Source organism: Rhodoblastus sp. 17X3 (assembly GCF_030056575.1).
In the GTDB taxonomy this organism is placed as follows: domain Bacteria; phylum Pseudomonadota; class Alphaproteobacteria; order Rhizobiales; family Beijerinckiaceae; genus Rhodoblastus.
In genome coordinates this window covers 134,389-158,369 of sequence record NZ_JASHHX010000005.1, presented here as the reverse complement: position 1 = coordinate 158,369, position 23,981 = coordinate 134,389, and the positions used below count along the sequence as shown (strand labels likewise).

23 protein-coding genes are annotated in these 23,981 nt (G+C 66.0%); 12 read left to right on the top strand and 11 right to left on the bottom strand.

Annotated elements, in window-relative coordinates:
* The first annotated feature begins 9 nt into the window (after window positions 1–9).
* From QM467_RS07345 to QM467_RS07335, 3 genes are all read left to right on the top strand, one after another.
* Window positions 10–777, top strand: coding sequence for a TIGR00266 family protein (locus QM467_RS07345; protein WP_283365656.1), 768 nt, complete (start codon window positions 10–12; stop codon window positions 775–777).
* A 115-nt stretch (window positions 778–892) separates the two neighbouring features.
* Entirely contained in the window at window positions 893–2,662 is a 1,770-nt protein-coding gene (locus tag QM467_RS07340) for a glucan ABC transporter ATP-binding protein/ permease (protein ID WP_283365655.1), read from the top strand.
* A gap of 118 nt (window positions 2,663–2,780) precedes the next feature.
* Window positions 2,781–4,355: a hypothetical protein gene (locus QM467_RS07335; protein ID WP_283365654.1), complete on the top strand. Its 1,575-nt coding sequence runs from the start codon at window positions 2,781–2,783 to the stop codon at window positions 4,353–4,355.
* A gap of 21 nt (window positions 4,356–4,376) precedes the next feature.
* Here the strand turns inward: QM467_RS07335 and QM467_RS07330 are convergent, their stop codons facing one another.
* Window positions 4,377–5,684, bottom strand: a complete 1,308-nt coding sequence (locus QM467_RS07330; protein WP_446737745.1) for an HlyC/CorC family transporter — start codon at window positions 5,682–5,684, stop codon at window positions 4,377–4,379.
* 5 nt (window positions 5,685–5,689) lie between these two features.
* Window positions 5,690–7,462 carry a 3-dehydroquinate synthase gene (gene aroB, locus QM467_RS07325; RefSeq protein ID WP_283365652.1) on the bottom strand — a complete coding sequence of 591 codons (1,773 nt, stop codon included), beginning with the start codon at window positions 7,460–7,462 and terminating at the stop codon, window positions 5,690–5,692.
* 84 nt (window positions 7,463–7,546) lie between these two features.
* Between aroB and QM467_RS07320 the strand changes: the two genes are divergently transcribed.
* The 3 genes from QM467_RS07320 to QM467_RS07310 all read left to right on the top strand — a co-directional run bounded on the left by QM467_RS07320 (window position 7,547) and on the right by QM467_RS07310 (window position 10,268).
* A complete protein-coding gene (locus tag QM467_RS07320; RefSeq protein WP_283365651.1) occupies window positions 7,547–7,690 on the top strand; it encodes a histidine kinase in 144 nt (47 codons plus the stop codon).
* Window positions 7,687–8,667 carry a site-specific tyrosine recombinase XerD gene (locus QM467_RS07315; protein ID WP_283365650.1) on the top strand — a complete coding sequence of 327 codons (981 nt, stop codon included), beginning with the start codon at window positions 7,687–7,689 and terminating at the stop codon, window positions 8,665–8,667. The genes QM467_RS07320 and QM467_RS07315 overlap by 4 nt, the downstream gene beginning before the upstream one ends.
* Before the next feature lie 113 nt (window positions 8,668–8,780).
* Entirely contained in the window at window positions 8,781–10,268 is a 1,488-nt protein-coding gene (locus tag QM467_RS07310) for a methyl-accepting chemotaxis protein (RefSeq protein ID WP_283365649.1), read from the top strand.
* Here the strand turns inward: QM467_RS07310 and metW are convergent.
* Together metW and metX are read right to left on the bottom strand one after the other, a co-directional pair.
* The gene (metW, locus tag QM467_RS07305; RefSeq protein ID WP_283365648.1) at window positions 10,265–10,912 is read right to left on the bottom strand and encodes a methionine biosynthesis protein MetW; all 648 of its coding nucleotides are present in this window, start codon (window positions 10,910–10,912) and stop codon (window positions 10,265–10,267) included. The genes QM467_RS07310 and metW overlap by 4 nt on opposite strands.
* Window positions 10,913–10,915: 3 nt before the next feature.
* Window positions 10,916–12,103 carry a homoserine O-acetyltransferase MetX gene (gene metX, locus QM467_RS07300; protein WP_283365647.1) on the bottom strand — a complete coding sequence of 396 codons (1,188 nt, stop codon included), beginning with the start codon at window positions 12,101–12,103 and terminating at the stop codon, window positions 10,916–10,918.
* A gap of 180 nt (window positions 12,104–12,283) precedes the next feature.
* Between metX and QM467_RS07295 the strand changes: the two genes are divergently transcribed.
* Entirely contained in the window at window positions 12,284–13,132 is an 849-nt protein-coding gene (locus tag QM467_RS07295; protein WP_283365646.1) for a chorismate mutase, read from the top strand.
* Here the strand turns inward: QM467_RS07295 and QM467_RS07290 are convergent.
* The 5 genes from QM467_RS07290 to ftsE all read right to left on the bottom strand — a co-directional run bounded on the left by QM467_RS07290 (window position 13,126) and on the right by ftsE (window position 17,163).
* Window positions 13,126–14,136 carry a DUF2125 domain-containing protein gene (locus QM467_RS07290; RefSeq protein ID WP_283365645.1) on the bottom strand — a complete coding sequence of 337 codons (1,011 nt, stop codon included), beginning with the start codon at window positions 14,134–14,136 and terminating at the stop codon, window positions 13,126–13,128. The two genes, QM467_RS07295 and QM467_RS07290, sit on opposite strands and share 7 nt — an antisense overlap.
* Window positions 14,137–14,225: 89 nt before the next feature.
* Complete coding sequence (locus QM467_RS07285) at window positions 14,226–14,606, bottom strand: hypothetical protein (RefSeq protein ID WP_283365644.1); 381 nt, start codon at window positions 14,604–14,606, stop codon at window positions 14,226–14,228.
* Between the two features lie 60 nt (window positions 14,607–14,666).
* Window positions 14,667–15,443, bottom strand: a complete 777-nt coding sequence (locus QM467_RS07280; protein ID WP_283365643.1) for a lysophospholipid acyltransferase family protein — start codon at window positions 15,441–15,443, stop codon at window positions 14,667–14,669.
* An 86-nt stretch (window positions 15,444–15,529) separates the two neighbouring features.
* Complete coding sequence (locus QM467_RS07275) at window positions 15,530–16,492, bottom strand: cell division protein FtsX (protein ID WP_283365642.1); 963 nt, start codon at window positions 16,490–16,492, stop codon at window positions 15,530–15,532.
* Window positions 16,493–16,500: 8 nt separating this feature from the next.
* Window positions 16,501–17,163 (bottom strand): cell division ATP-binding protein FtsE, encoded by a 663-nt coding sequence (gene ftsE, locus QM467_RS07270; RefSeq protein ID WP_283365641.1) that lies wholly within the window; start codon window positions 17,161–17,163, stop codon window positions 16,501–16,503.
* Between the two features lie 170 nt (window positions 17,164–17,333).
* Between ftsE and QM467_RS07265 the strand changes: the two genes are divergently transcribed.
* Together QM467_RS07265 and hpt are read left to right on the top strand one after the other, a co-directional pair.
* The gene (locus tag QM467_RS07265) at window positions 17,334–17,957 is read left to right on the top strand and encodes a DUF3426 domain-containing protein (RefSeq protein WP_283365640.1); all 624 of its coding nucleotides are present in this window, start codon (window positions 17,334–17,336) and stop codon (window positions 17,955–17,957) included.
* A complete protein-coding gene (gene hpt, locus QM467_RS07260) occupies window positions 17,954–18,487 on the top strand; it encodes a hypoxanthine phosphoribosyltransferase (protein ID WP_283365639.1) in 534 nt (177 codons plus the stop codon). Before QM467_RS07265 ends, hpt begins: the two co-directional genes overlap by 4 nt.
* Here the strand turns inward: hpt and thpR are convergent, their stop codons facing one another.
* Both thpR and QM467_RS07250 read right to left on the bottom strand, forming a co-directional pair.
* Window positions 18,488–19,033, bottom strand: a complete 546-nt coding sequence (thpR, locus tag QM467_RS07255) for an RNA 2',3'-cyclic phosphodiesterase (RefSeq protein WP_283365638.1) — start codon at window positions 19,031–19,033, stop codon at window positions 18,488–18,490. It abuts the gene before it with no gap.
* Between the two features lie 11 nt (window positions 19,034–19,044).
* Window positions 19,045–19,641 (bottom strand): arylesterase, encoded by a 597-nt coding sequence (locus QM467_RS07250; protein WP_283365637.1) that lies wholly within the window; start codon window positions 19,639–19,641, stop codon window positions 19,045–19,047.
* A gap of 141 nt (window positions 19,642–19,782) precedes the next feature.
* Here QM467_RS07250 and QM467_RS07245 point away from each other — a divergent pair, with 141 nt between their 5' ends.
* The 3 genes from QM467_RS07245 (at window position 19,783) to QM467_RS07235 (ending at window position 23,978) form a co-directional block, all read left to right on the top strand.
* Window positions 19,783–20,493 (top strand): ABC transporter ATP-binding protein, encoded by a 711-nt coding sequence (locus QM467_RS07245; protein WP_283365636.1) that lies wholly within the window; start codon window positions 19,783–19,785, stop codon window positions 20,491–20,493.
* Window positions 20,480–23,065 (top strand): ABC transporter permease, encoded by a 2,586-nt coding sequence (locus tag QM467_RS07240; protein ID WP_283365635.1) that lies wholly within the window; start codon window positions 20,480–20,482, stop codon window positions 23,063–23,065. The genes QM467_RS07245 and QM467_RS07240 overlap by 14 nt, the downstream gene beginning before the upstream one ends.
* Window positions 23,066–23,201: 136 nt before the next feature.
* Complete coding sequence (locus QM467_RS07235) at window positions 23,202–23,978, top strand: Bax inhibitor-1/YccA family protein (protein ID WP_283365634.1); 777 nt, start codon at window positions 23,202–23,204, stop codon at window positions 23,976–23,978.
* The last annotated feature ends 3 nt before the right edge of the window (window positions 23,979–23,981 follow it).

Below are 23,981 nucleotides of genomic sequence, written 5' to 3'. Positions count from 1 at the left end.
GGCCCCGCGATGCGCTATCGTCTATCCGGCGCGCTGCTGCAAACGCTGGAGATCGACCTCGCCCCCGGCGAGACGGTCTACAGCCAGACCAACAGCATGTGCTGGATGAACGACGCCATCGAGATGGACACCAATACCGGCGGCGGCTTTTTCGCCGGCCTGCAGCGGACTTTCGGCGGCGGCAGCTTCTTCGTCACGGAATTCCGCTCGCGCGGCGAGGGCCATGTCGCCTTCGCGCCGCGCTTTCCCGGCACGATCCTCCCTTTGACGCTGCGCGACGGGCAGTCCCTGATCTGCCGCAAGGAGACCTTCCTCTGCGCCGAAATCTCCGTGCGGCTGGAGCTGGCCTGGCAGCAGAAATTCGGCGCCGGTCTGTTCGGCGGCGAAGGCTTCATCCTCCAGCGCGTGACGGGGCCGGGCGTGGTCTGGCTCGATCTTTCCGGAGAAGTGGTCGAACGCGATCTCGCGCCGGGCGAGCGCCTGCTGGTCAACGCCGGCCATGTGGGAGCGATCGACCCGTCGGTGTCCTATGACATCCAGATGGTCAAGGGCTTCCGCAATATCCTGTTCGGCGGCGAGGGCCTGTTCCTGGCGACACTCACGGGACCCGGCCATATCGCCCTGCAAAGCATGCCGATCATGAATCTGGCCGAGGAAATCGGCCGCTATCTGCCGGGAAATTCCGGTGGCGAAAGCACCGGCGGCGGCGCTCTCGCGTCCAGCATCGTGGGCGGCATATTGGGCGCGATCGGCGGCTCCAGGCTGTCCGGGGATTGAAAGTTCCAGGGATTGGGATTTCAAACATTGACGCCGCGTCTGCCGGGGGCTTGGCGGGCGACAGCGACAAAAAACATTCTATAGTTCCGCATTCTTGTCTGGATTCGCCGCCGCCATGTTCGTCCTGAAAATCTATGGCCGCGTCCTCGCGCAGCTTATCCCTGAGCGCCGCCTCGCCCTTCTGCTTGTCTTCGCCAATCTGGCGCTGGCCTGTGCGCAATTCGTCGAGCCGGTGCTGTTCGGGCGGATTATCGACAAGCTGACCGGGGCGCAGGCTCAGCAGCGCGATCCGACCTGGCCAGAACTGACGCCATTGATGGGCGCCTGGGTCGGCTTCGGCCTGTTCTCGATTCTCGCGGCGGTGGTCGTGGCGCTTTACGCCGACAGGCTGTCGCATCGCCGCCGCCTCGCGGTGATGGCCAATTTCTTCGACCATCTGCTCGAACTGCCGCTGAGCTTCCATGGCGCGACCCATTCCGGCCGGCTGCTGAAAATCATGCTGGAAGGCGCCAGCGGGATGGCCGGCATCTGGCTGTCCTTCTTTCGCGAAAACTGCGCCTCGATGGTTGCGCTCTTCGTTCTCCTGCCCGCGACGCTGTTCGTGAACTGGCGGCTGGCTTCGGTGCTGGTCGTGCTGGTGATTTTCTTCGGCCTTCTCACCGTTTTCGTTCTGCGCCGGACCGAAGGCTTGCAGGCGCAGGTCGAAGTGCGCAATGCGCAACTGGCGGAGCGCGCGTCGGACGTGCTTGGCAATGTCCCTGTGATCCAGTCCTTCACCCGGGTGGAAAGCGAATCGCGCGGCATCCGGCAGATCATCGATCAGGTGCTGGCGGCGCAGCTTCCCGTGCTGTCCTGGTGGGCGCTGGCGGCGGTGGCGACCCGCGCTTCCGCCACCTTGACGCTGCTCTCCATTTTCGTCATCGGCGTCTGGCTGCATTTCCGGCAGCTGGCGACCATCGGCGAGATCGTCACCTTCATGAACTTCGCCACCATGCTTATCGCGCGGCTGGAGCAGGTCGTCGGCTTCGTGAACTATCTTTTCATGCAGGCGCCGAAAATGGCCGACTTCTTCGAGGTCATGGACACCGCGCCGAGCGTGGCCGACAAGCCTGACGCCGTTGATCCCGGCCGCCTCACCGGCGAAGTGTCGTTTGACCATGTCGCCTTCGCCTATGACCAGCGCCGCAAGGCGGTCGATGACGTCAGCTTCACAGTGCGGCCGGGCGAGACCGTGGCTCTGGTCGGCGCGACTGGCTCCGGCAAATCGACCACGCTCAGTCTGCTGCATCGCGTTTTCGATCCGCAGGGCGGCGCGATCCGCATTGACGGAATCGACATTCGCGACATGAAGCTGCTCGCCCTGCGCCGCAACATCGGCGTGGTGTTTCAGGAGCCGATGCTGTTCGCGCGCTCCATCGAGGAGAACCTGCGCGTCGGCAAGATCGACGCGACCGACGCCGAGATGGCTCTGGCGCTGGAGCGCGCGCAGGCCAGCGATTTCGTGACGCGGCAGGTTGATGGGATCAAGACCATGGTCGGGGAGCGGGGGCGCTCGCTCTCCGGCGGCGAACGCCAGCGCGTCTCGATCGCCCGCGCGCTGCTGAAAGACCCGCCGATCATGATCTTCGACGAGGCGACCTCGGCGCTCGACGCGGCGACGGAGAAGCAATTGCAGGCTGCGCTCGAAGCCGCGACCAAAGGCCGCACCACCTTCGTCATCGCCCACAGGCTGGCGACGATCCGCAGCGCCAACCGGATCTTCGTGTTCGATCAGGGCCGGATCGTCGAACAGGGCGGTTTCGACGAGCTGGTGGCGCAGAACGGCCGCTTCGCCGCTCTGGCGCGCGCGCAATTCATGGCGGCGGAAGAAAAAGCCCGGGCGTGAGGCGGAAGCCTCAGGCCTCTCGGCGGGACTGTCGATTTTTCCGCCCGTCTCCCGGCGAATGTTTTTATTTGGACAAGGAATGTCTGCTTAGCTTGCCTCGCGACGAGGAGCTGTGGGCATGGGCGCGTGGGGACAGAATGGGGCGATGATCGGCGCGGCCCCGCAGGCCGTGCGGCGCGCCGGCGGCGTCAATATCGCCGCCTTCGTCTTGCTGTCCGCTCTGGCGCTTGCGCTTGTCGTCGCGACGCCGATACCGGCGATGCTGGATTACAGCAACCATCTCGCCCGCATGTATATTCTGGCGGATGACAGCGCCGGCCGGCATTCGCTCTATTATCAGGTGAACTGGGCGTTTTATCCAAATCTCGCGGTTGACCTGATCGTGCCCCGGCTGGCGCGGTTCGTCGATGTGCAGCTTGCGATGCGCCTTTTCTTCGCCGGCGCGCAGGTGTTGCTGGTCAGTGGCGCCGTCGCGCTGGAATTCGCGGTCAAGCGCCGCTTTGAAACGAGCGGCTACTTCGCGCTGCTTTTCCTGAATTCGCTGCCCTTCGCCTGGGGGTTTCTCAATTTCGAATTCAGCATGGCCGTGGCGCTTTGGGGCTTCGCGCTCTGGCTGATTTTGCGGAGCCGGCCGTGGCCCTTTCGCCTGGCGGTCCATTCCGTTTGCGTCGCCGCGCTGTTCCTCTCCCATATGATCGGCCTCGGGATTTACGGTTTTGCTCTCGGCATGCACGAACTCTGGCTTGCCAGGCGCAATCGCACGCCGCTGGCGAGACTCGCGGCCGAAGCCGGACTGCTGGCTGCTCCGGCTCTGGCGGGCGGCCTCGCGATGGCGTTGCTGGGCGGAAGCGTTGGCGACTCAGGAAATTTGTGGGGATTTTTCCTGAAGCCGCTCTGGCCTCTCTTTGCGCTCAATGGCTACAGCATGGCCTTGTCCATCGCCTCGGTCGGCGTTCTCTCCGCCCTGCTGTTTGTCTTGCGCAATGCGCAGGCCCTGCGCTTCGAATCCTCGGGCGCCTGGCTGTCGGCGGGATTCGCCCTTCTCTATGTCGTGTTTCCAATGCGGCTTCTGGGCACCAATTTCGACGATGTCCGCATTATCGTCGCAGCGGCTCTGATCCTCCCGGCCTTCGTCTCTGTCATCTTCCCCAACGCCAAATGGCGATGGGCTTCCAGCGCCGTCATGATGGGTCTGATCCTGGCGAATCTCGGGTTCACCGCGGCGGTCTGGACCTCCTACCGCGACGACTATCGGGAGATGGCCGCCTCTTTCGGCAAGATCGGCCAAGGCTCGAAAATTCTGATCGCCAGCGTCAACGCCGCCGATCCCATGCGAAATCTCGATCTGTTGCCGATGTTTCACGCGCCGATCCTCGCGATCCACCATGCCGGCGCGCTGGCGCCGACCCTGTTCACGACCAGGGGCAAGCAGCCGGTCAATATGCGGCCGCCCTATGAGCGGTTCAGTTCGGAAGAAGGCGGCCCCGTCGATATGGCCGATTTGAAAGCCATCGCCGATTTCGGGCCGAGGGCGGCGGCGAGCGACGATTATGTTCGGGAATGGCGGCGCGATTTCGATTATCTCTATTTCATCGGCGCGCCGACGCCCAATCCGATGCCGCAATATCTCGACGAGTTGCAGACGAGTCGCCGGTTTACGCTGTATCGCATCCGGAAACCCGACGCCCCATGACCGGAGTGCGCCGCTCCCGCCTCAAGCCTCCCGCCCTTCCGCTTTCTGCTCCGGCGTCAGGCGCAGCAGGGTGATGCGGTTGCGCTGCTTGCGCAGAACCTCGAAGCGGAATCCGTGGAAGGTGAATTTCTGGCCTTGCTCGGGGATGGCGCGCGCCTCGTGAATGACGAGGCCGGCGATGGTGGTGGCCTCTTCGTCGGGAAGGTCCCAGGCCATGACGCGGTTGAGGTCGCGGATCGGCGCCGAGCCCTCGACAATGACCGAACCGTCGGTCTGGCGCCGCACGCCGACCACGGCGACGTCGTGCTCGTCGCGAATGTCGCCGACGATCTCCTCCAGAATGTCTTCCAGCGTCACGAGGCCCTGGACGTCGCCATATTCGTCGACCACCAGCGCGAAATGGGTCTTGCGCTTGCGGAAGGCCTGCAATTGCGCTTCCAGCGTGGTCGTGTCCGGCACGAACCACGGGGCGACCGTGATGGGCTCCAGCCTGACCTGGCTGCCGTCGCCATTGGCGTCGCTCATGGCGCGCAGCAGGTCCTTGGCGTGCAGGACGCCAATGATGTTGTCAGGCGTTCCGCGCCACAACGGCACACGGGTATAGGGCGAGGCGACGACTTCACGCACGAGGTCGGCGATGGGCGCGTCGGCGTCGAGCGCGACCATTTTCGTGCGATGAACCATGACGTCTGAGACGGCCAGCTCCTTGAGGTCGAGCAGGCCGCCGAACATGTCGCGGTCGGCCCGGGCGACGCCGCCCTCCTTGTGCATCAGGTCGACCGCGCTTTTCAGCTCCTCCTGCGGCGAGAGCAGGGCGTGCTTGTCGTCGAGCCGCAACCCGCAGAGATGAAGCGCGCCGCGCACCACCGCCTCGACCATGTAGAGGATCGGCCCGAAGACGGTCACGAAGACGGAGACGATCGGCGCCACGATCAGCGAAGTGCGGTCAGGATAATTGATGGCGATGGTCTTGGGCAGCACTTCGGCGAAGACCAGCAGCAGGACGGTCATGGCGATCGTGGCGTAAAGCGCGCCGCTCTCGCCGACCATCGCCACCAGGACCGTGGTGAGCAAGGCCGAGGAACCGATGTTGAAGAGCGTGTTGCCGAGCAGCATCGTGCCGATCAGGCGGTCGCGTCCGCCAAGCAGCCGGTTGACCATGGCGGCGCGCGCGCCGCCCTGCTTTTCGAGGGCGTGCATGCGGGCGCGCGAGGCTGCGGTCATCGCAGTTTCCGAAGCCGAAAACAGCGCGGAGGCCAAAATGCAGAAAAACAGGATCGCCGCCGCGACCCAGATGTTCATCGACGTTACGCCGCCTCCGCCATGCATTTCGATCAGGCTCCCGCGCGCAATTCGTCTTCGAGGAAGGCGCGCACGGCCTCCGGCTCGACATTCCTGGCGATGAAACTGGCGCCGATGCCGCGGGCGAGAATGAAGGTCAGCGCGCCGCGCTTCACCTTCTTGTCCTGCGCCATGGCGGAGACGATGTCGTCGGCGCTCGCGCTCCAGCCCGCGATGTCGCGGATGCGCGTCGGAAGGCCGACGGCGCGCAGATGGGCCTCCACCCGCTCCGCATCCTCCGACGGGCACAGGCCGGCGCGGACCGAATAGCGGAAAGCGCAGGCCATGCCGATCGCGACGCCCTCGCCATGGACGAGGCGGGCGCTGTCATAGGCGACGATCTTTTCCAGCGCATGTCCGAAGGTGTGGCCCAGATTGAGCAGGGCGCGGTCGCCCTGTTCGGTCTCGTCGCGGGCGACCACGGCGGCTTTCGATTCGCAGCTGACCGCAATGGCGTGTCCCAGCTCCGGCCCGCGCGCAAACACCGCCGGCCAGTGCTTTTCCAGCCAGGCGAAGAAATCGGGCCGGTCGATCAGGCCATATTTGACCACTTCGGCATAGCCGGCGGCGAATTCGCGCGGCGGCAGCGTGGCGAGGCTGTCGGTGTCGGCCAGCACGAGCGACGGCTGGTGAAAGGCCCCGACCAGATTCTTGCCATGGCCGGAATTGACGCCGGTCTTGCCGCCGACGGAGGAATCGACCTGCGAGAGCACGGTGGTCGGGACTTGCACGAAGCCCATCCCGCGCCTGAGACAGGCCGCGACGAAGCCGGTGAGGTCGCCGACGACGCCGCCGCCGAGCGCGACCAGGAAATCGCCGCGCTCCATTTTCGCTTCGAGCGCGGCTTCGCAGAGCTGTTCGAAATGGGCGTAGGTCTTGGTCGTCTCGCCTGCCGGCAGGACGATGTGGTCGTGACGGACGCCCGCGGCGTCGAAGCTCGCCTGTAGCGGCGCAAGCCAGCGCGGCGCGACATTGGCGTCAGTGACGATGAAGGCGCTCGCGCCCGGCGCCAGCTGAGCGAGCCTTTCGCCCGCATGGGCGATGAGATTGGGACCGATGAGAATGTCGTAGGCCCGGTCGCCGAGGGCGACGTGGACGCTGGTCGAGGCGGGGGGCAGGGCGGGTGCGTTCATGTCGGGGGTGAAATGTCCTTGTTGGGCCAGAAGGCCTTCGAGCGCGACGAGGATTTCCTCGATGATCGTCTCGTGGGGGGCGTCGCGCGAGGCGATGGCGAGATCGGCTTCTGCATAGACGGGATAGCGGTCCTCGATGAGGCGGCGCATCACCCCTTCCGGGTCCGGGCCCTGCAGCAGCGGGCGGGTGGGTCGCTTGCGCACGCGCCGCATGAGGACGTCGATATCGGCTTTGAGCCAGATCGAGACGGCGTGGCTGCGAATCAGTCCGCGCGTCTGGGGCTGGATGAACGCGCCGCCGCCGGTGGCGATGACGCGCTCGCCCTCGCCGATGAGGCGCGCCAGCACCCGTCTTTCGCCGTCGCGGAAATAGGCCTCGCCATGGGAGGCGAAGATTTCCGCGATCGTCATGCGATGGGCGGCTTCGATTTCATGGTCCGAATCGATGAAGGGCAGGCCGAGCCTTTGCGCGAGACGCTTGCCGATCGCGGTCTTGCCCGAGCCCATCATGCCGACAAGCACGAGGGGGCGGCCCGCCAGACGACTGACGATCGCTTGCGTGCGAGAATCACGAGGCGGCGGAGAAGCCGCCTCCGGCGGATGAACGATGGCTTGATCCCACATGATCGGCATGTACTATCATGTCGCGCGCGCAAATTGTATCTGGCTTTAGCCGTGGTCGCATCCGGTTTTGGCGGCGGTCGCGCGGAGACGTTCATGCCCAGCCTGTTCCGCTTCCTCCTTGTCCTCGGCCTGATCGCGGGGGCGGCTTTCGTCGGCATGGCCGCGCTGGTCGCCTTTGTCGAGCCGCAGCCGCGCGAAATGAGCCAGCCGGTGCCGCCCAGCGTCCTCAACAAATGACCGAAAGCGCCGCGAAGCCGGCCGCGCGCGCGGCGATCGCGGATTTTCTCGATATGCTCGCCGCCGAGCGCGGCGCCGCGCGAAACACGCTGGACGCCTATGCCCGCGACCTGGGCGATTATGCGCTCGGCCTCGCGCGGCGGGGCCGCGAGCCGCTGACGGCGACGATTCAGGATATTCGCGATTATCTTTCGAGTCTGGCCGAAGCCGGGCTCAAGCCGGCGTCCTCGGCGCGCAAATTATCGGCAATCCGGCAATTTCATCGCTTTCTCGCCGCCGAGGAGCGGCGGGCCGACGACCCCGCCATACTGCTCGAAGGCCCGCGGCAGGGCCGGCGGCTGCCAAAAATACTGTCGATCGCGGAAGTGGAAGCGATTCTGCGCGTCTGCCGCGAGGGGCTGGACGATCCCGCCCGCCCGGCCGAGGAGCGGCTGCGGGCGCGCCGCGCCGCCTGTCTGGTCGAAGTGCTCTATGCGTCCGGGCTGCGCGTCTCCGAGCTGGTGGCGTTGCCGCTGGCCGCGGCGAAACAAGCCGAAAAGGCGCCTGAGCAGGGCGGCGGCTTTCTCACGATCAAGGGCAAGGGCGGGCGCGAGAGGCTCGCGCCGTTGACGGCCGCCGCGCGCGAGGCGATGGCGGCCTATCGCAGTGTCTTGCTTGAGCTTCATCCGGCGGCGGCGGCGCAGAAATGGCTGTTTCCTTCGGACGGCGAGAGCGGTCATCTCACCCGGCAGGTTTTCGCGCGCGAATTGAAATTTCTGGCGGTGGCGGCTGGCGTCAAAGCCGAGCGCGTCAGCCCGCATGTGCTGCGCCACGCCTTCGCCAGCCATCTGCTGCAAAATGGCGCCGACCTGCGCATCGTGCAGGAATTGCTCGGCCATGCCGATATCGCCACGACTCAGATCTACACCCATGTCCTCGACGAGCGCCTGAAGGCGATGGTGCGGGACCTGCACCCGCTCAATGACGACGAGGCGTGATCGGATTAAGTCAAAATCAACGATTACACGTTATGGTAGTAATTATATTTTACACAATCCAGGCGTTTGGTGCGGTGGGCGCCCAAAACGCACGCCTTTCCGTGAGGGATGGAATGAATTTCCTGTTTTCGGGCGAAGGCGCGGTGCATCGCGCGGCTTTCGAGGCCCTGAACCGCTCGCAGGCGGTGATTCAATTCGACCTTGAAGGGACGATCCTCTCGGCGAACGACAGCTTTCTGGAGACGATGGGCTATCGTCTTGACGAGATCGTCGGCCAGAAACACGCCATCTTCATCAATCCGTGCGAGCGCGGCGGCGCCAATTACCGCGCCCTCTGGGATGATCTGCGCGCAGGAAAATTCCGCCGCGCCGAATTCAAGCGCATCGCCAAATCGGGCAAGGCGGTCTGGATCCAGGCGACCTATAATCCGCTGCTGGACAAGTCCGGCAAGCCCTTCCGTGTCGTCAAATTCGCCGTGGAGACGACCACGCAAAAGCTCGCCGCCGCTTTTGCCCAGGGGCAGATCGACGCCATCCGCCGCGCGCAGGCCGTGGCCGAATTCGACGTCGAGGGCAAGATCGTCTCGGCCAACGAGAATTTCCTGGCGACGCTGGGCTACCGGCTGGAGGAAATTATCGGCCAACACCATTCCATGTTCGTCGATCCCTCGGAGCGGCGATCCGAGGCCTATCGCGCCTTCTGGAGCCGTCTCGGCCAAGGCGAATATTCCAGCGGCCAGTTTCGGCGCATCGCCAAGGGCGGCCGCGAAGTCTGGATTCAGGGCTCCTGCAACCCGATCTTCGATCTCGAAGGCAAGCCGTTCCGGGTCGTCAAATTCGCGATCGACGTCACGGAGCAGGTCCAGCAACAGAACCTGCGGACCGAAACCTTCCTCAGGGTGGACGACAAGATCGGCGACATGACCGAATCGGTTTCTTCGGTTTCCAACGAGGCGGTGGAGGCGGCGGCGGCCTCCAGTCAGACCTCTGGCAATGTGCAGGCGGTGGCGGCGGGCGCGGAGGAGCTGTCGGCCTCCTTCCACGAAATCGCCCGTCAGGTCGCCCACGCCAGCGACATTGCGCAAAAGGCGGTGTCGCAGGCCGGCGGCGCCACCGATCTGGTTTCGACGCTGGCCGACGACGCCCAGAAAATTGGGGAAATCGTCAGCCTCATCAACGATATCGCCTCGCAAACCAATCTGCTGGCGCTCAACGCCACCATTGAGGCGGCGCGCGCGGGCGAGGCGGGACGCGGTTTCGCGGTTGTCGCGGCGGAAGTGAAGTCGCTCGCCACGCGCACGGCCCGGGCGACGGATGATATCGGCGAGCAGGTCGCGTCCGTCCGCGCCTCGACCGCCGGGGTCACGCGCGCGATCGAGACCATCGCCGACATCATCGCCACCATCAATGAGATCACAGCCTCCATCGCGGGGTCGGTTCAGGCGCAGAGCGCGGTGACGGCGGACATGTCGGAGAACATGCAGGTCGCGGCCAAGGGCGTCGAAGCGATCACCGCCTCGATGAACGCGATCGCGCAATCGACCGTGAGGATCGATTCGGCGGCCAAAGCGGTGCGGGACATCTCCCGCACGGCGGCCTAACTCTTCTTCTGGCGTTCGAGCAGGAAGACGCCCTGCTCGCCGAACAGATTCCACGCCCACCAAGGCGCATTAACCCGGATCTGCGCGCCGCTGCTGTTCATGGCGACCGCGCGGAGGATGCGCGCGTCCACGACATCCACCAGATTGACGAAATCCTTGATGGTGCAGAGGTGGATGTTGGGCGTCTCGTACCAGGCGTAGGAGAGGTTTTCGGTGATCGGCATCCGGCCGCGCACGGCCAGCTGCCAGCGGATGCGCCAGTGGCCGAAATTGGGGAAGGAGACGATGGCGCGCTTGCCGATCCGCATCATCTGCTCCAGCACCTTGCGCGGATTGCGCGTGGCCTGAAGCGTCTGCGACAGGATGACGTAATCGAAGCCGTCGTCGGGATAATCCGCGAGATCGACGTCGGCGTCGCCCTGGACCACGGAGAGGCCCTTGGTGACGCAATCATTGACGCCCTTTTGCGAAATCTCGACGCCGCGCGCGTCGACATTCCTCGTATTGGAGAGCAGGCGCAGCAATTCGCCGTCGCCGCAGCCGACGTCGAGCACGCGCGCGCCATGCTCGACCATGCTGGCGACCAGCAGCAGGTCGATGCGCGTGAGCGCGGTCTGGGGCATTTCGCCGCCGCTCTGGCTCATGGCTCAGGCGCCTCCCTTTTCGCTCAGGCCGCGCGCCCGGGCTGCGCCGCGCAGGAAGCCCCGCGTGGTGGCGATGAAATCGGGCTCCTCCAGCAGGAAGGCGTCATGGCCCTTGTCGGTCTCGATCTCGACGAAGGACACAGGCGCGCCGCCGGCGTTGAGGGCGTGGACGATCGCCCGCGATTCGGCGGTCGTGTAGAGCCAGTCGGAGGTGAAAGAGACGACGCAGAAGCGTGTTTTCGCGCCCGAAAAGGCGCGGGCGAGCGAGCCGCCGTAATCGCCCGCGAGATCGAAATAATCGCAGGCGCGGGTGACATAGAGATAGGAGTTGGCGTCGAAGCGGTCGACGAAGGTCGAGCCCTGATAGCGCAGGTAGTTTTCGATCTGGAAATCGGCGTCGAAGGAAAAGGTCGGCTCGGCGCGGTCCTGCAATTTGCGGCCGAACTTTCGCTGCAGAGCCTCGTCCGAGAGATAGGTGATATGGGCCGCCATGCGCGCGACGGCGAGGCCCTTGGCCGGGCGCACGCCCTGCTCCGCATAGCGCCCGCCGCGCCAGTCCGGATCGGCCATCACCGCCTGGCGGCCGACCTCGTGAAAGGCGATGTTCTGCGAGGAATGGCGCGCCGCCGTGGCGATGGGCATGGCGGAAAAGACGCGTTCCGGATAAAGCGCCGCCCATTGCAGAACCTGCATTCCGCCCATCGAGCCGCCGGCGACGCAGAACAAAGTGTCGATGCCAAGCCGGTCGATCAGCATGGCCTGCGCCCGGACCATGTCGGCGATCGTGACCATCGGAAGAGTGAGGCCATAGGGCCGGCCGGTGGTCGGATCGATCGAGGCCGGGCCGGTCGTGCCCATGCAGCCGCCGAGCACGTTTGAGCAGATGATGAAGAATTTCTGGGTGTCGAACGGGCGTCCCGGCCCGACCAGAGCGGACCACCACCCCGGCTTGCCGGTCAGCGGATGGCTATTCGCGACATGCTGATCGCCGGTCAGGGCGTGGCAGAGCAGGATGGCGTTGGATTTGTCGGCGTTCAGCTCGCCATAGGTCTGGTAGGCGATGGTGAAGGGGCTGAGCGACACGCCTGCCGTCATGGCGAGCGGCTGCGATCCGTCGAATACGGCGACCTGGCTGTGGGGCTGGGCGGCCTCGGCCAGACTGGAATGGGTGTCGGGGGACGGGTCGGTCAAGAGTCCAGCTTGTTCGATTTTCCGAACGGATCGTTTGTTAAATAGGAGAACGGGCGGCGGGAAGTCAAGGAAGGCCAGTGCGAGGCGGTGCGCCGCCGGCGTTTGCTTGCGGCTCCGCGCCGTCTATAGATGGGGCCTGTCGAAACCGGCGCAATGCGCGTCATGAAGAGCGACCGAGCAATGAACGAACCGACCGCCCTGGAGTCCCTGGCCGAACTGCGAACGGAAATCGATCGGATCGATGGCGAAATGCACGATCTCCTGATCGCGCGGGGCGAGATCATCGATACGCTGATCGCGGTCAAGGCGCGACAGGGCGGCGGTTCGGCGTTCCGGCCGGGCCGCGAGGCGGACATGATGCGGGTCATTGCGGCGCGTCATCGCGGCCGCCTGCCGCTCGACACGGTCGAGAGCATCTGGCGGGTCATCATTTCGACTTTCACCTTCGTTCAGTCGCATTATTCCGTGCACGCGGACCTGTCGGGCGGCGACGCCGCCATGCGCGATTCGGCGCGTTTTCACTTCGGCTTCACCGTGCCCTTGCTCGGCCATGCAAACCCCGGCGAAACCATTGCGGCGGTGGCCGGCTCGGCGCGGCCGGATGGCGGCGGCGACCTCGGCATGTTGCGGGCGGCCTGGCGGCTCGGGGACGGGCGATGGTGGGAAAGCCTTGCGGCGGAGGGCGCGCCGAAAATCATCGCCCGACTGCCTTTTGTCGAGCGGCCGGATCATCCCGCCAGCCTGCCGGTCTTCATCATTTCCAATCCGCTGGCGGAAGCGGCGGCGCGCGACGTCGCGCTGTTCTCCGCGCAATGGCGCTCCGGCGGCCCGGACGATTCCGCTTTCTGCGCTTCGTCCTGCGAATGTCTGGCGCGGGTCGAGAGCCCCGAGGGGGCCTCGCTGCTGGTTTCGGCGCCGGGCGACTGGGACGCCGGGAAATTCGCCGCCGCCTTCAATCCGCCGCCGCAAAATGTCGCCTGGATCGGCAGCCATGCGGAGCGTTTCGCCCTGCCCTCAAAGGGTCAATAGAGCGGCGGAACCGTCGCGGGCAGCCTGATAGGCCCGAGATAGGCCTGGCCATTGGCAAGCGTCAGCGGCAGGGACAGAGTGTCGGCCTTGGCCCCTTGAGCGGGCGGCTTGCCGAGCAGCGCGCCGAGGACGGCGTTGACCTGCGTGGCGGCGACGGGGACGCCAAGACGCGCGAGCAGGGGCCCGGCGCCTTCCGCCGTGACATTCAGCTTGCCGGTCGGCCGGTGGGCGTCGTCGAGCGACAGTGCGCCGTCGATCTTCAGGTTGAGATCGCCCGCCTGCCATTGCAGATGGTCGATGGCGACCGCACCGGACTTTTTCCGCCAGTCCTCGACGGCCGCGCGGAAATCCGCCGCAGGGGCCGGGACGGGCGAGACCTTTCCGCCGAGCGTGAAGCGGCCGAGATCGTTTTTCTGCAATAAGGCCTGCAACGCCGGCATATTCAGGCCCTCGCCGGTCAACTCGAAACGCAGTACGCCCAATCCTTCCCCCTGCTGTGGCGCGGCTTTCGTCGTCAGGCTTTGCAGATTGAAGGCGAGGCCGGCCTGAGGCGTCTCGGGCCGCCAGTCCAGCGCTTTCATGTCCAGCCGCGCCTCGGACAGTCCGGACAGCGACCAGGCGACGTCAAGCGTCATGCCGTCATGGCGCAATTTCGCCAGCGGGCCGCCGCCGGATTTCTGCACGACGAGCGGGCTCGAAAGCGTGAGCAGGATGTGATTGGGCGAAAACAGGCTGGCTTCGCCATGGGCCTCCTCGGCTCCGAACAGGACGACTTCGTCGCCGATGCGCACGGGCGCGGTGAATTCGGCGCAGCTGAGTTTCAGGCGGAAGGGAAAGCCGCCGATATCGCTGGTGCGGCAGAGATCGGCGAGCGATACGCCGCCGAGCGCGCGCTTGTCCATATAGCCGGCGAGGCGGTGGGCCGAATAGAGCCAGAATTCGCCGAGCGCGAGGCACAGCAGGACGACGAGGCCGATGAGCAAGGGACGGCGGTAGCGAGACATGCGCAATTCCTGACGCCGGGCGCGGCGCCCGGCGATTCGGCGGCCATCCTAAAACAAAATGAGGCCCAACCGCGACGGCGCGCCGAAAATCAGGCGGCGAGCCGCTGCTCCGGCGAGAGGTCGCGCAACACGAAAGCGCGCTCCTCGGGCGTTTCCGCGAGAAGATGGACATGCCATTCGCTGGCCCCGCAGGCGTGCGCCCGCTGTGTCCAGAGGCGGAAATCGTCGCGTTCTTCATTGGGGCCGGGCTGGAACGTGAACAGAACGACCGCGCCCGAGGCGCTGCGGCGCACGGCGGCGATGACGGCGCGGCGACAATCGAAGGCCGGCGGTTCGCCCAACGCATAGACCGAGCAGATATAGCGTCGTCCCGACGCGCCAAGCCAGCTATGGAACAATTTCTCCAGCCCCGTTCGGGTGAGGCTGGCCAAGGGACTGTTGGTGGCGGCGAGAAGAGGCTGACGGCTCATGTTCTGTGTCTGCATGACGAAACGTGATGCCAACAAAAGAAGAACAAAACAGGGGTAAAGTCAATCGCCCGCGGGTGTGGCCGCCGCGTTTTTTTCCAGATTGGCGGCAAGGCGCGAGTCCTTGGCCAAAGCCTCGTCGATCAGCCGGTTCGTCGCCTTTTCCAGCCGTTCCTGCAGAACCTTGCTGAATTCTCCGTGCGGCAGGCCGGCAGGGATGACGGGCAGGAACTCCACTACGCAAGTTCCGGGCTGGCGCAGGAAGGTGCGGCGCGGCCAGAACAGGCCGGAATTGAGAGCCGCCGGCACGCAGGGCGCCTTGGCGGCGGCATAGAGATGGTTGACCCCGCTCTTGTAGAGCGGCGGCGCCCCGGCCGGACGGCGGGTGCCTTCGGGAAAGATGAAAATGACGCGTCCTTCGGCGATCGCCGCGCCCGCCTGCTGGACGAGATCGCGCAAGGCGGCGCTGCGGCTCTTGCGGTCGATGGCGATCTGGTTGCTCAGCTTCAGATATTGCCCGAACAGGGGGATGAAGAGCAGTTCGCGTTTCAGGATATAGGTGAAATCCTCGACCTGCGTGACGAGGGCGAAAGTCTCCAGCGCCGACTGATGCTTGGCGGCGACGATGCAGCCTTGATGCAACAGATTGTCCCGGCCACGAAACTCGACCTTCACGCCGCAGATCCTGTCCAGCAGCCACAGCGAGGTCCAGCCCCAGGCGCGGGCCACTTTCAGAATGGCGCGGCGGCCGAAAAACAGCGTCGGGAGGCCGCCGATCGCGATGATGGCCGTGCCGACATAGAAGGCGATATTGAACAGCAGGGAGCGCAGGTAGATCATTGGCCACTTCTGCCGGAGGCCCGGCCAAATGAAAAGCCCGGGCGCGCCGTCGGGGGCTTTCCGCGTCGGCCTGTCACGCAAAAGCCTCAGTCCTTGACGTCGTAGAACTCGCCCAGCGCGCGAAAGACGATGATGCGCGACATCAGCCCGGCGATCAGGGCCACGGTCAGGGAAATCGCGGCGATGGCGACGATTCCGCTCCAGCCCAGCGAAAAGGAGCCAAACAGCGCTTCGGCCTGTTCGCCGCCGGCGCTCGTCGTCCATTGCCGCGAGAGAAAGCCGAGCAGCAGGAACAGCAGGAGCGCCGCGCCGCCGCCCGCCGCCCCGCCGCGCAGGCCAAGCCGCAGGAAATGAAACTGAAATTGTCGCGCGATAAAACTGTCCGCCGCGCCGACGAAATGCAGCGCCTCGATGATTTCGCGATTTCCCGCCATGGCGCCGCGGGTGGCGAAGCCGACGGCGAGCGCCATGGCGATCATCACCAGCACGAAGATGGCGACGGCGGCGCCCACCACGACCTGGGCCATGGTGTCGAGGCGCTGCATCCAGGCGCCATGATCGTCGAGGCTGGCGTTGGGCACGGCGGCGTCGAGGGCGGCGCGCAGGCCGATTTCGTCGAGCTTCTTCTGCGGGTCGCGCCGCACCACGATCATGCGCGGCGTCGGCAACTGGCTGAGGTCGAGGCCGGCGCCGAGCCAGGGCGCCAGCAATTCCTCGGATTGCTGGCGCGTGAAGGCGCGCGCCTCCGCGACCCCGGGGAAGGCGGCGGCGATACTCGCGGCCTTGGCGGAATCGGCGTCGATGTCGCGGGCCGCGCGGGGCGTGACCTGAATGGTCATCTCTACGCCCACCGCGCCGCGCCAATCACGGGAGGCGTCGGCGAGAACAATGGCGAAGCCGGCCGTCAGCGCGGCGAGAAAGGTCATGATGGCGATGACGATGGCCAAAGCCCGGCCCGCGACCGTTTCGGCCGGGACCAGCGGCGTCTGGCTCCATTCGTCCTCGACGGCCGGCGGGCGGGACGGAAAGGCGGCGGAATGTTCGTCCATGGGCGCGCTCAATCGTAAATATGCAGGCGGCCGTCGCCCAGCACCAGCCGGCGCGCGCCGTCGAACTGGTCCATCAGGGCGAGGTCATGGGTCGCGATCACCACCGAGGTTCCGGATTTGTGCAATTCGAGAAAGAGCCGCATCAGCCGCCGCGCCAGCGACGGGTCGACATTCCCGGTCGGCTCGTCGGCGAGGAGCAACTGCGGGCGCATGATGAGGGCGCGGGCGATGGCGGCCCTCTGCTTCTCGCCGCCGGAAAGCACCGGCGGATAGACATGCATGCGCTCGCCGAGCCCGACCCAGCCCAGCAGCTCCATCACCTCCGAGCGATAGCTCGCCTCGTCGCGCTCCTGCACGCGCAGGGGCAAGGCGACGTTCTGATAGGTGGTGAGATGGTCGAGCAGCCGGAAATCCTGGAACACCACGCCGACCTTGCGCCGCAGGGCGGTGAGGCCGGGCTTGTCGAGTTCGGCGGAATCCTTGCCAAACAGGGTGATGAGGCCGCGCGTGGGCGGCAGGGCCAGCAGGATCAGGCGCAGCAAGGTGGTCTTGCCGGCGCCGGAAGGGCCGGTGAGGAACTGGAACGTGCGGGGCGCGATGTCGAAGGTGATGTCGCGCAGGATTTCGCCGCCCATCCCATATCTCAGGCCGACATTCTCGAACCGGACCAAGAAAAGCTCCCTGACAAGGCGCGCCGCGAGCCAGATCGCGCGAAAGGCGAATTGGCGGCGGCGAATCGCTTCCTTTTAACGCGCTTTTAACCATAGCAGCACACCAATGAATTGCGACAAATCGCGCAGTTTCGTCCCCAGCCCAGTCCGCCCCCAGCAAAGGCGCCTTCATGCGGTCCGCCACCTCGCTCCAGCCGTTCGACGTCCATGCCTTCGCCCCTCGCCAGATCGGGCGCGCAGGCGGCGGGGGCGATGTCGGCGGGATCGCCGCCTCGTCGAGCCGACGCGCTCCCCTTGCCGTCGGCGGGTCCGCCGCTCTGGACAAGCCGAAGCGGGCGCTCAACGCGCCCCGGCCCTGGGCCTGGGTCCTGATTTTTCTGGCCGCCTGGGGCCTGCTGGTCGGCGGCCGGGCGCAGATCGTGCGCCTCGCCCCCGCCGCCGCGCCGCTCTATGCCGCGCTGGGCCTTGGCGTGAATCTTCGCCAGATGGACATCGAAAAGGTCACGTCGCGGCTGGCCGACGAGGACGGCAGGCAGATCCTGATCGTCGAGGGCGGTATCCGAAATCTCGCCGAAACACCGCGCGCGGCGCCGCGAATGCGCCTATCGGTGCTCGACGCCACGGGTCGGGAAATCTATTTCTGGACCGCCGCGCCGCCCAAGGCGCGGCTGGCTGTGGGCGAAACGGCGCAGTTCCGCGCCCGTCTCGCCGCGCCGCCGAAGGAGGGCCGCGACGTGCGCGTGCGCTTCGCCGGAGACCCGGACGCAGGACAGTCGCCGGGATACGCCCATTGAACATCCGGGAAGCACAGGTTCTCATCGACGAGGCGGCTTTGGCCGCCCGTGTCGAGGAACTGGCTGCGGCGATCGCGGCTTCGGCGCCGGGCGACCTGATCGCGATCCCCATCATGACCGGCGCCTTCGTCTTCGCCGCCGATCTCCTGCGGGCGATGCATCGCCACGGTCTGGCGCCGGAGGTCGATTTCATCCAGATCGCCAGTTATGGCGCGGGCACGGAGTCCTCCGGCCGCACCGAGCTTTTGCGCGACCTTCAGGCCGAAGTGGCGGGTCGAGACGCGCTGCTGATCGACGATATTCTCGAATCCGGCCGTACTTTGGCTTTCGCGAAACAATTGCTGCTCGACCGCGGCGCCCGGCGGGTGATGATCGCCGCGCTGCTGGAAAAGCCGCACAAGAAGCAGATCGAGGTCAACGCCGATTTCGTCGGTTTTGCCTGCCCGGACCGCTTCGTCGTCGGCTACGGCATGGATTACGCCGGGAATTACCGGCACCTGCCCTTCATCGGCGCGATCGATGGGTTGTGATCAGGCGAAGGGATAGTCGGCTTCGACCCGGTAAGGCCCGCCGCCGACCGAATCCCGCGACGAATACAGCGCGAAACGCCCGGCCTCGAAGGACAGCGCCAGCGGAAAGGCCCGCTCCGCCAGCCAGGCGCCGACCGCTTGCGGCTCCACGCCGCGCAGGCGCGCCAGCGTGACATGGGGTGCGAATTTTCGGGTTTCCGGCGCCAGGCCATTGCGCCGGGCGATGGCCTCATGGGCCGCCTGCAGGCGCGACAGCAGAGGGTCCGCCTTCACGCGGGCATAGAGCGCGCGCGGCTGGCGACCGCCAAACACGCCGATTTCATCGAGCGCGATATGCAGCGGCGCGGCGCCGCCGACCGCCTCGGTTTCGATCAGATCGACGTCGAGCGCTTGCGCTGTCCGCGTGTCGACATCGCCGAAAAAACGCAAGGTGATGTGGTAATCCGCCGGCTCGATCCAGCGCGCGCCGAACAGGCCGCCGCGAAAGAACGCCAGCTGAGCCGCGATCTCGGGCGGGATTTCGAAGGCTGTGAACAGGCGAGGCACGGTTTTTCCAGTCAATTCTTGGGCAGGCTGTCGAGCCAGGCGGTCACAGCCGGCAGAACGCCCGCGACGATGGTTTCGACGCCGGCGCGATTCGGGTGCAATCCGTCCGGCAATTGCCTGTCGGGATGGCCCGCCACGCCCTCCAGAAAGAACGGATAGAGCGGGGCCTGGTATTTTTGCGCGAGCGCTGCGAAAAGCGGCTCGAATTGCTCGGCATAGGGCCCGCCGAGATTGGGCGCCGCGCGCATCCCCGCGATGAGGAAGGGTATTTTGCGCTCGCGCAGTTTCGTCAGAATGGCGTCGATATTGGCGCGGGTCTGGTCCGGGTTGAGGCCGCGCAGCATGTCATTGGCGCCGATTTCGACAATGGCGCCATCCAGCGCGCCATCGCCGAGCGCCCAGTCCATCCGAGCCAGCAGGCCCGCCGAAATGTCGCCCGACACTCCGGCGTTGACCATTTCGACGTCGAAGCCCTTCTCCTTCAAGGCTTTTTCCAGCACGGCGGGAAAGGCCAGATTGGCGGAAAGGCCATAGCCCGCCGTCAGGCTGTCGCCGAGCGCGACGATCCGCAGCGTGCGCGCGTTGAGAGGTCCGGCGCCGGCGAACATCAGGGCGAGGGCCGCAAAAAAAAATTCGCGGAGGCAAAATATTTGGCGAAAGCGGCGGGCGCGCCCATATGGGGCGCAGGCGTTCGCTCGCGCCGGTCCGTGAGAAGCATTCGTCATCGCGGCCTTTCCGAAGGTCTCTTCATGTCCGATCCCGCCATAAGCCTCGAAAATGTCAATCTCACATTGGGAAGCGGCGAAGCCCGGGCGCATATTCTGAAGGATATTTGTCTTGATGTCGCAAAAGGCGAGACCCTCGCGCTGCTGGGGCCGTCGGGTTCGGGAAAATCGACCCTGCTGATGGCCATGGCCGGGCTCGAGGCGCCCGATTCCGGCTCGGTCCGCGTCGCGGGGCGCCGGATCGACCGGATGAGCGAGGACGAGCTGGCGCGCTTTCGCGGCGCCCATATCGGCGTGGTGTTTCAGGCCTTTCACCTCATACAGACCCTGACGGCGCTCGAAAACGTCGCCATTCCGCTGGAGCTGGCCGGAGAGGCCAACGCCTTTGACCGCGCGCAAAAGATTCTGGCGCAGGTCGGGCTCGGCCCCCGCGAAAAGCACTATCCTGCGCAAATGTCCGGCGGCGAGCAGCAGCGCGTGGCGCTGGCGCGGGCGCTGGTCGCGAATCCCTCCATCCTTGTGGCTGACGAGCCGACCGGCAATCTCGACCAGGGCGTCGGCGCGGAAATCATGGAGCTGATCTTCGCCCTCAATCGCGCCCGCGGCGCCACGCTCGTCCTCGTCACCCATGACGAGGCGCTGGCGCGCCGCTGCCGACGCATCGTGCGCCTGCGCAGTGGTCGGATCGAAAGCGATTCCGCCGCGATTCAGGATCGCGAAAATGTCGGAGTCTGACTCTTTGGGCCATCGCGGGGCGGCAAATCGGGCGCTCGCGCGCTTCGCTTTGCGCGATCTGCGCGGCGGCTTGCGTTTTTACGGCGTGTTCATCGCCTGCCTCGTGCTGGGCGTCATGGCCATTGTCGGCGTGGACGCCACCTCGCGCGCCTTCCGCGAGGGTCTGGCGCAGCAGGGCGCCGTTCTGCTTGGCGGCGATCTCGCCTTCGGACGCGCGCTCGGCGTCCCCGCCGAAAAGGAAAAAGCCTTCCTGGCCACACGCGGGCGGGTTGGAGAAGTCCTCGCCTTGCGCGCCATGGCCCGACGCGCCGACGCGCCGGCCTCCACGCTGGTAGAATTGAAGGCGGTTGATTCGTCCTATCCCCTGGCCGGCGCCGTGCGGACCGATCCGCCGCTCGGCGCGGGCCGGCCATTTTATGACGCCCTGGCCCTGAAAGACGGCGCCTATGGCTTGTTTGCCGATCCGGCGCTCGCCGCCCGGCTCAATGTGAAGGTCGGCGACCGGCTCGAGATCGGCGCCGTGCAGTTTGCGCTGATCGGCTGGCTGGCGGGCGAGCCGGATTCCATCGGCGCGATTGGCTTCGGGCCGCATGTGATCGTCAGCGATCAGGCGCTGGCCGCGACGGGCCTGATTGTCCCCGGCTCGCTGGCCCGGCTGTCATTGCGACTTTTGCTGCCGCCGGAGGCGTCGCGCGACGCCGACCTCGCAGCCGCGCAAAAGGCCTTCACCGAGGCTTTTTCCGAGTCCGGTTTTGAAATCCGCAGCCGCGCCGAGCCTTCGCCGCAACTCTCCCGCAATGTCGAGCGATTCGCGCAATTCCTGTCGCTGATCGGCCTGACCGCGCTGGTCTGCGGGGGCGTCGGCGTCGGCAATTCCATTCGCGGCCTCATCGACCGCAAGCGCAAGACGCTGGCGATTCTGAAGGCCTTGGGCGCGACCGGCGGCGAGGCCGCGCGTTTCGTCCTGATCCAGGCCATGCTGGTCGCGGCGGCGAGCGCCGTCGTCGGCGCGGCGCTCGGCCTCGCCCTGCCCAAGCTGCTCGCCCTCGTGCTCGGGCCGTCCCTGCCGTTTCCGCTCGCGCCGAGTCTCGACTGGCGCGACGGGCTTTCGGGCATGGCGTTCGGCCTGCTGACCGCTCTGGCTTTCGCCGCCGCGCCGCTCGACCGCGCCCGCGCCTTGCCGGTGACGACGCTCTTGCGCGAGACGGCTCTGGGCGATTTCGGCCCGCTTCGGCTGCGCGGCGGCGTGGTCGCCGCGCTGGCGGCGGCGGCCTTGTTCGGCTTCGCGCTGCTGATCAGCAGCGACCGGATGCTCACCGCGCAATTTGGCGCGGCGGTGCTCGTCAGCTTCGCCCTGCTCTATGGCGTGGCCCGCGCGATCATGTTTTTCGCGCGCCGGGCGCCGCACGCCCGCAGCCTGCCCCTGCGGCTCGCGGTGGCCAATCTGCACAAGCCGGGCGCGCTCACGCCGTCTTTCCTGATTTCGCTCGGCCTCGGCGTGACGCTGCTCACCGCGCTGACGGGCGTCGAGCGCAATCTGCGCGCGGATATCGGCGAGTCGCTGCCAAAGGAGTCGCCAAGCTTTTTCTTCTTCGACATTCAGGCCGCGCAGGCCGCGTCCTTCCATGACTTTCTGCGCAAGGAAGCGCCGGACGGAACAATAGCCGTCGCGCCTATGCTGCGCGGGCGCATCGTGAAGGTGAACGGCGTTCCGGCAGAGGAAGTAAAGGCGGGCGACAAGGCGCGCTGGGCGCTGGAGGGCGATCGCGGCATCACCTTTTCTGCGAAGGTTCCGGAAGGCTCGCGCCTCGTCGATGGCGAATGGTGGCCTCAAGATTACGCCGGCCCGCCGCTGGTCTCGATGGAGTCCGGCGTCGCGCAGGGCCTCAACCTGCGCCTCGGCGACAGCGTCACGGTCAATGTGCTGGGCCGAACGCTCACCGCGCGCATCGCCAATCTGCGCAAGGTCAACTGGCGCAGCTTCAACATCAATTTCGTGCTGGTCTTTTCTCCCAACGCTTTCGCCGGCGCGCCCTTCACAAGCCTGATGACGCTCAACTTGCCCGAGCGCCCGGGCTCGACCCGCGAAGCCGCGCTGCTGGCCGGGGCCGCCAAAAACTTCCCTGCGGTCGCAAGCGTGTCGATCCGTGAGACGCTGGAGACGGTCGATGGCCTGCTGGGCAAATTGTCGGTCGCGATCCAGTCCGCCGCCTCGCTCGCCTTCGTGGTCTCGGCGCTGGTCCTGTCCGGGGCGCTCGCAGCGGGGCAGAGGGCGCGGATCTATGAGGCGGTGGTGCTGAAGGTGCTCGGCGCGACGCGGGGCCGGCTGCTCGGCGCGCTGGCGCTGGAGTTCGCCTTGCTCGGCGCGGCCACGGCGGCGTTCGGCCTGCTGGCGGGCACGGCGGCGGCGGCGCTGGTGGCGCGGCAGGTTCTCGATACGAGCTATCACTTCTTCCCGGCCCAGGCGGCGGGCGTCGCGCTCGGGGCCGTCGTCTTCGCGGTCGTGCTCGGCCTTGCCGGAACCTGGCGCGTGTTGGGCGAAAAGCCGGGCCGCTGGCTGCGCGAAGACTAACGAAAATGTAATGTTGCGCTTAGGCAAGTTTAAGCGGCGCGGCTTGTCTTTTGCCCCTGCCGGCTTCATATTCCGAGGGCCGCGCCGCCTGCGGATCGTCCGTAGCGGTAAACGGGCGGCATTTCGCGAGGAACCAATGTCCAACTTTGACCGCAACGCCGCTCCCTGGAGCCGGGGCTACGCCCGGACGGGCGCCGATGTAGATCAAGGTCTGCGGGCTTTCATGCTCGGCGTCTACAACCACATGTCGATCGGCCTGGCGCTGACCGGCCTGTTTGCGCTCGGCGTCAACATGCTGGCGGTTTCCGGCGTGCCGACGCAGTTTCAGCTCGGCTCGCACACCTATCTGACGAGCTTCGGCGCGGCGATCTACACCAGCCCGCTGCGCTGGGTGATCATGTTCGCCCCGCTGGCCTTCGTCCTGTTCTTCTCCTTCAAGATCAACAGCATGTCGGCCTCGTCGGCGCGCAGCCTGTTCTACGCCTATGCGGCGGTGATGGGCGTGTCGCTGTCGTCGATCCTGCTGATCTATACCGGCGCGTCCGTGACGCGGGCCTTCTTCATCACGGCGGCGTCGTTCGGCGCGTTGAGCCTCTATGGCTATACGACCAAGCGCAGCCTGTCGGCCATGGGATCGTTCCTGATGATGGGCCTGTTCGGCCTGATCATCGCGAGCCTGGTGAACCTGTTCGTGCAGAGCTCGGCCTTCCAGTTCGGCCTGTCGATCCTGTCCGTGCTGATCTTCGCCGGCCTGACCGCCTATGACACGCAGTCGATCAAGCAGATGTATCTCGAGTCAGACGGCTACGAGGACGCGACCAAGAAGTCGATCAATGGCGCTCTGATGCTCTATCTCGACTTCATCAACATCTTCATGGCGCTGGTTCAGCTGACCGGCGACCGCAGGAGCTGAGCG

Bases quoted from the DNA above. Each gene is read 5' to 3' on its own strand.
- QM467_RS07345 (WP_283365656.1), top strand. From the start codon at position 10: ATGCGCTATCGTCTATCCGGCGCGCTGCTGCAAACGCTGGAGATCGAC.
- QM467_RS07285 (WP_283365644.1), bottom strand. From the start codon at position 14,606: ATGAGCCGTCAGCCTCTTCTCGCCGCCACCAACAGTCCCTTGGCCAGC.
- QM467_RS07295 (WP_283365646.1), top strand. From the start codon at position 12,284: ATGAACGAACCGACCGCCCTGGAGTCCCTGGCCGAACTGCGAACGGAA.
- QM467_RS07330 (WP_446737745.1), bottom strand. From the start codon at position 5,684: ATGCATGGCGGAGGCGGCGTAACGTCGATGAACATCTGGGTCGCGGCG.
- aroB (WP_283365652.1), bottom strand. From the start codon at position 7,462: ATGCCGATCATGTGGGATCAAGCCATCGTTCATCCGCCGGAGGCGGCT.
- QM467_RS07280 (WP_283365643.1), bottom strand. From the start codon at position 15,443: ATGATCTACCTGCGCTCCCTGCTGTTCAATATCGCCTTCTATGTCGGC.
- QM467_RS07310 (WP_283365649.1), top strand. From the start codon at position 8,781: ATGAATTTCCTGTTTTCGGGCGAAGGCGCGGTGCATCGCGCGGCTTTC.
- QM467_RS07245 (WP_283365636.1), top strand. From the start codon at position 19,783: ATGTCCGATCCCGCCATAAGCCTCGAAAATGTCAATCTCACATTGGGA.
- QM467_RS07315 (WP_283365650.1), top strand. From the start codon at position 7,687: ATGACCGAAAGCGCCGCGAAGCCGGCCGCGCGCGCGGCGATCGCGGAT.
- QM467_RS07235 (WP_283365634.1), top strand. From the start codon at position 23,202: ATGTCCAACTTTGACCGCAACGCCGCTCCCTGGAGCCGGGGCTACGCC.
- QM467_RS07265 (WP_283365640.1), top strand. From the start codon at position 17,334: ATGCGGTCCGCCACCTCGCTCCAGCCGTTCGACGTCCATGCCTTCGCC.
- QM467_RS07335 (WP_283365654.1), top strand. From the start codon at position 2,781: ATGGGCGCGTGGGGACAGAATGGGGCGATGATCGGCGCGGCCCCGCAG.
- QM467_RS07250 (WP_283365637.1), bottom strand. From the start codon at position 19,641: ATGTTCGCCGGCGCCGGACCTCTCAACGCGCGCACGCTGCGGATCGTC.
- QM467_RS07275 (WP_283365642.1), bottom strand. From the start codon at position 16,492: ATGGACGAACATTCCGCCGCCTTTCCGTCCCGCCCGCCGGCCGTCGAG.
- QM467_RS07240 (WP_283365635.1), top strand. From the start codon at position 20,480: ATGTCGGAGTCTGACTCTTTGGGCCATCGCGGGGCGGCAAATCGGGCG.
- QM467_RS07340 (WP_283365655.1), top strand. From the start codon at position 893: ATGTTCGTCCTGAAAATCTATGGCCGCGTCCTCGCGCAGCTTATCCCT.
- metW (WP_283365648.1), bottom strand. From the start codon at position 10,912: ATGAGCCAGAGCGGCGGCGAAATGCCCCAGACCGCGCTCACGCGCATC.
- QM467_RS07320 (WP_283365651.1), top strand. From the start codon at position 7,547: ATGCCCAGCCTGTTCCGCTTCCTCCTTGTCCTCGGCCTGATCGCGGGG.
- QM467_RS07290 (WP_283365645.1), bottom strand. From the start codon at position 14,136: ATGTCTCGCTACCGCCGTCCCTTGCTCATCGGCCTCGTCGTCCTGCTG.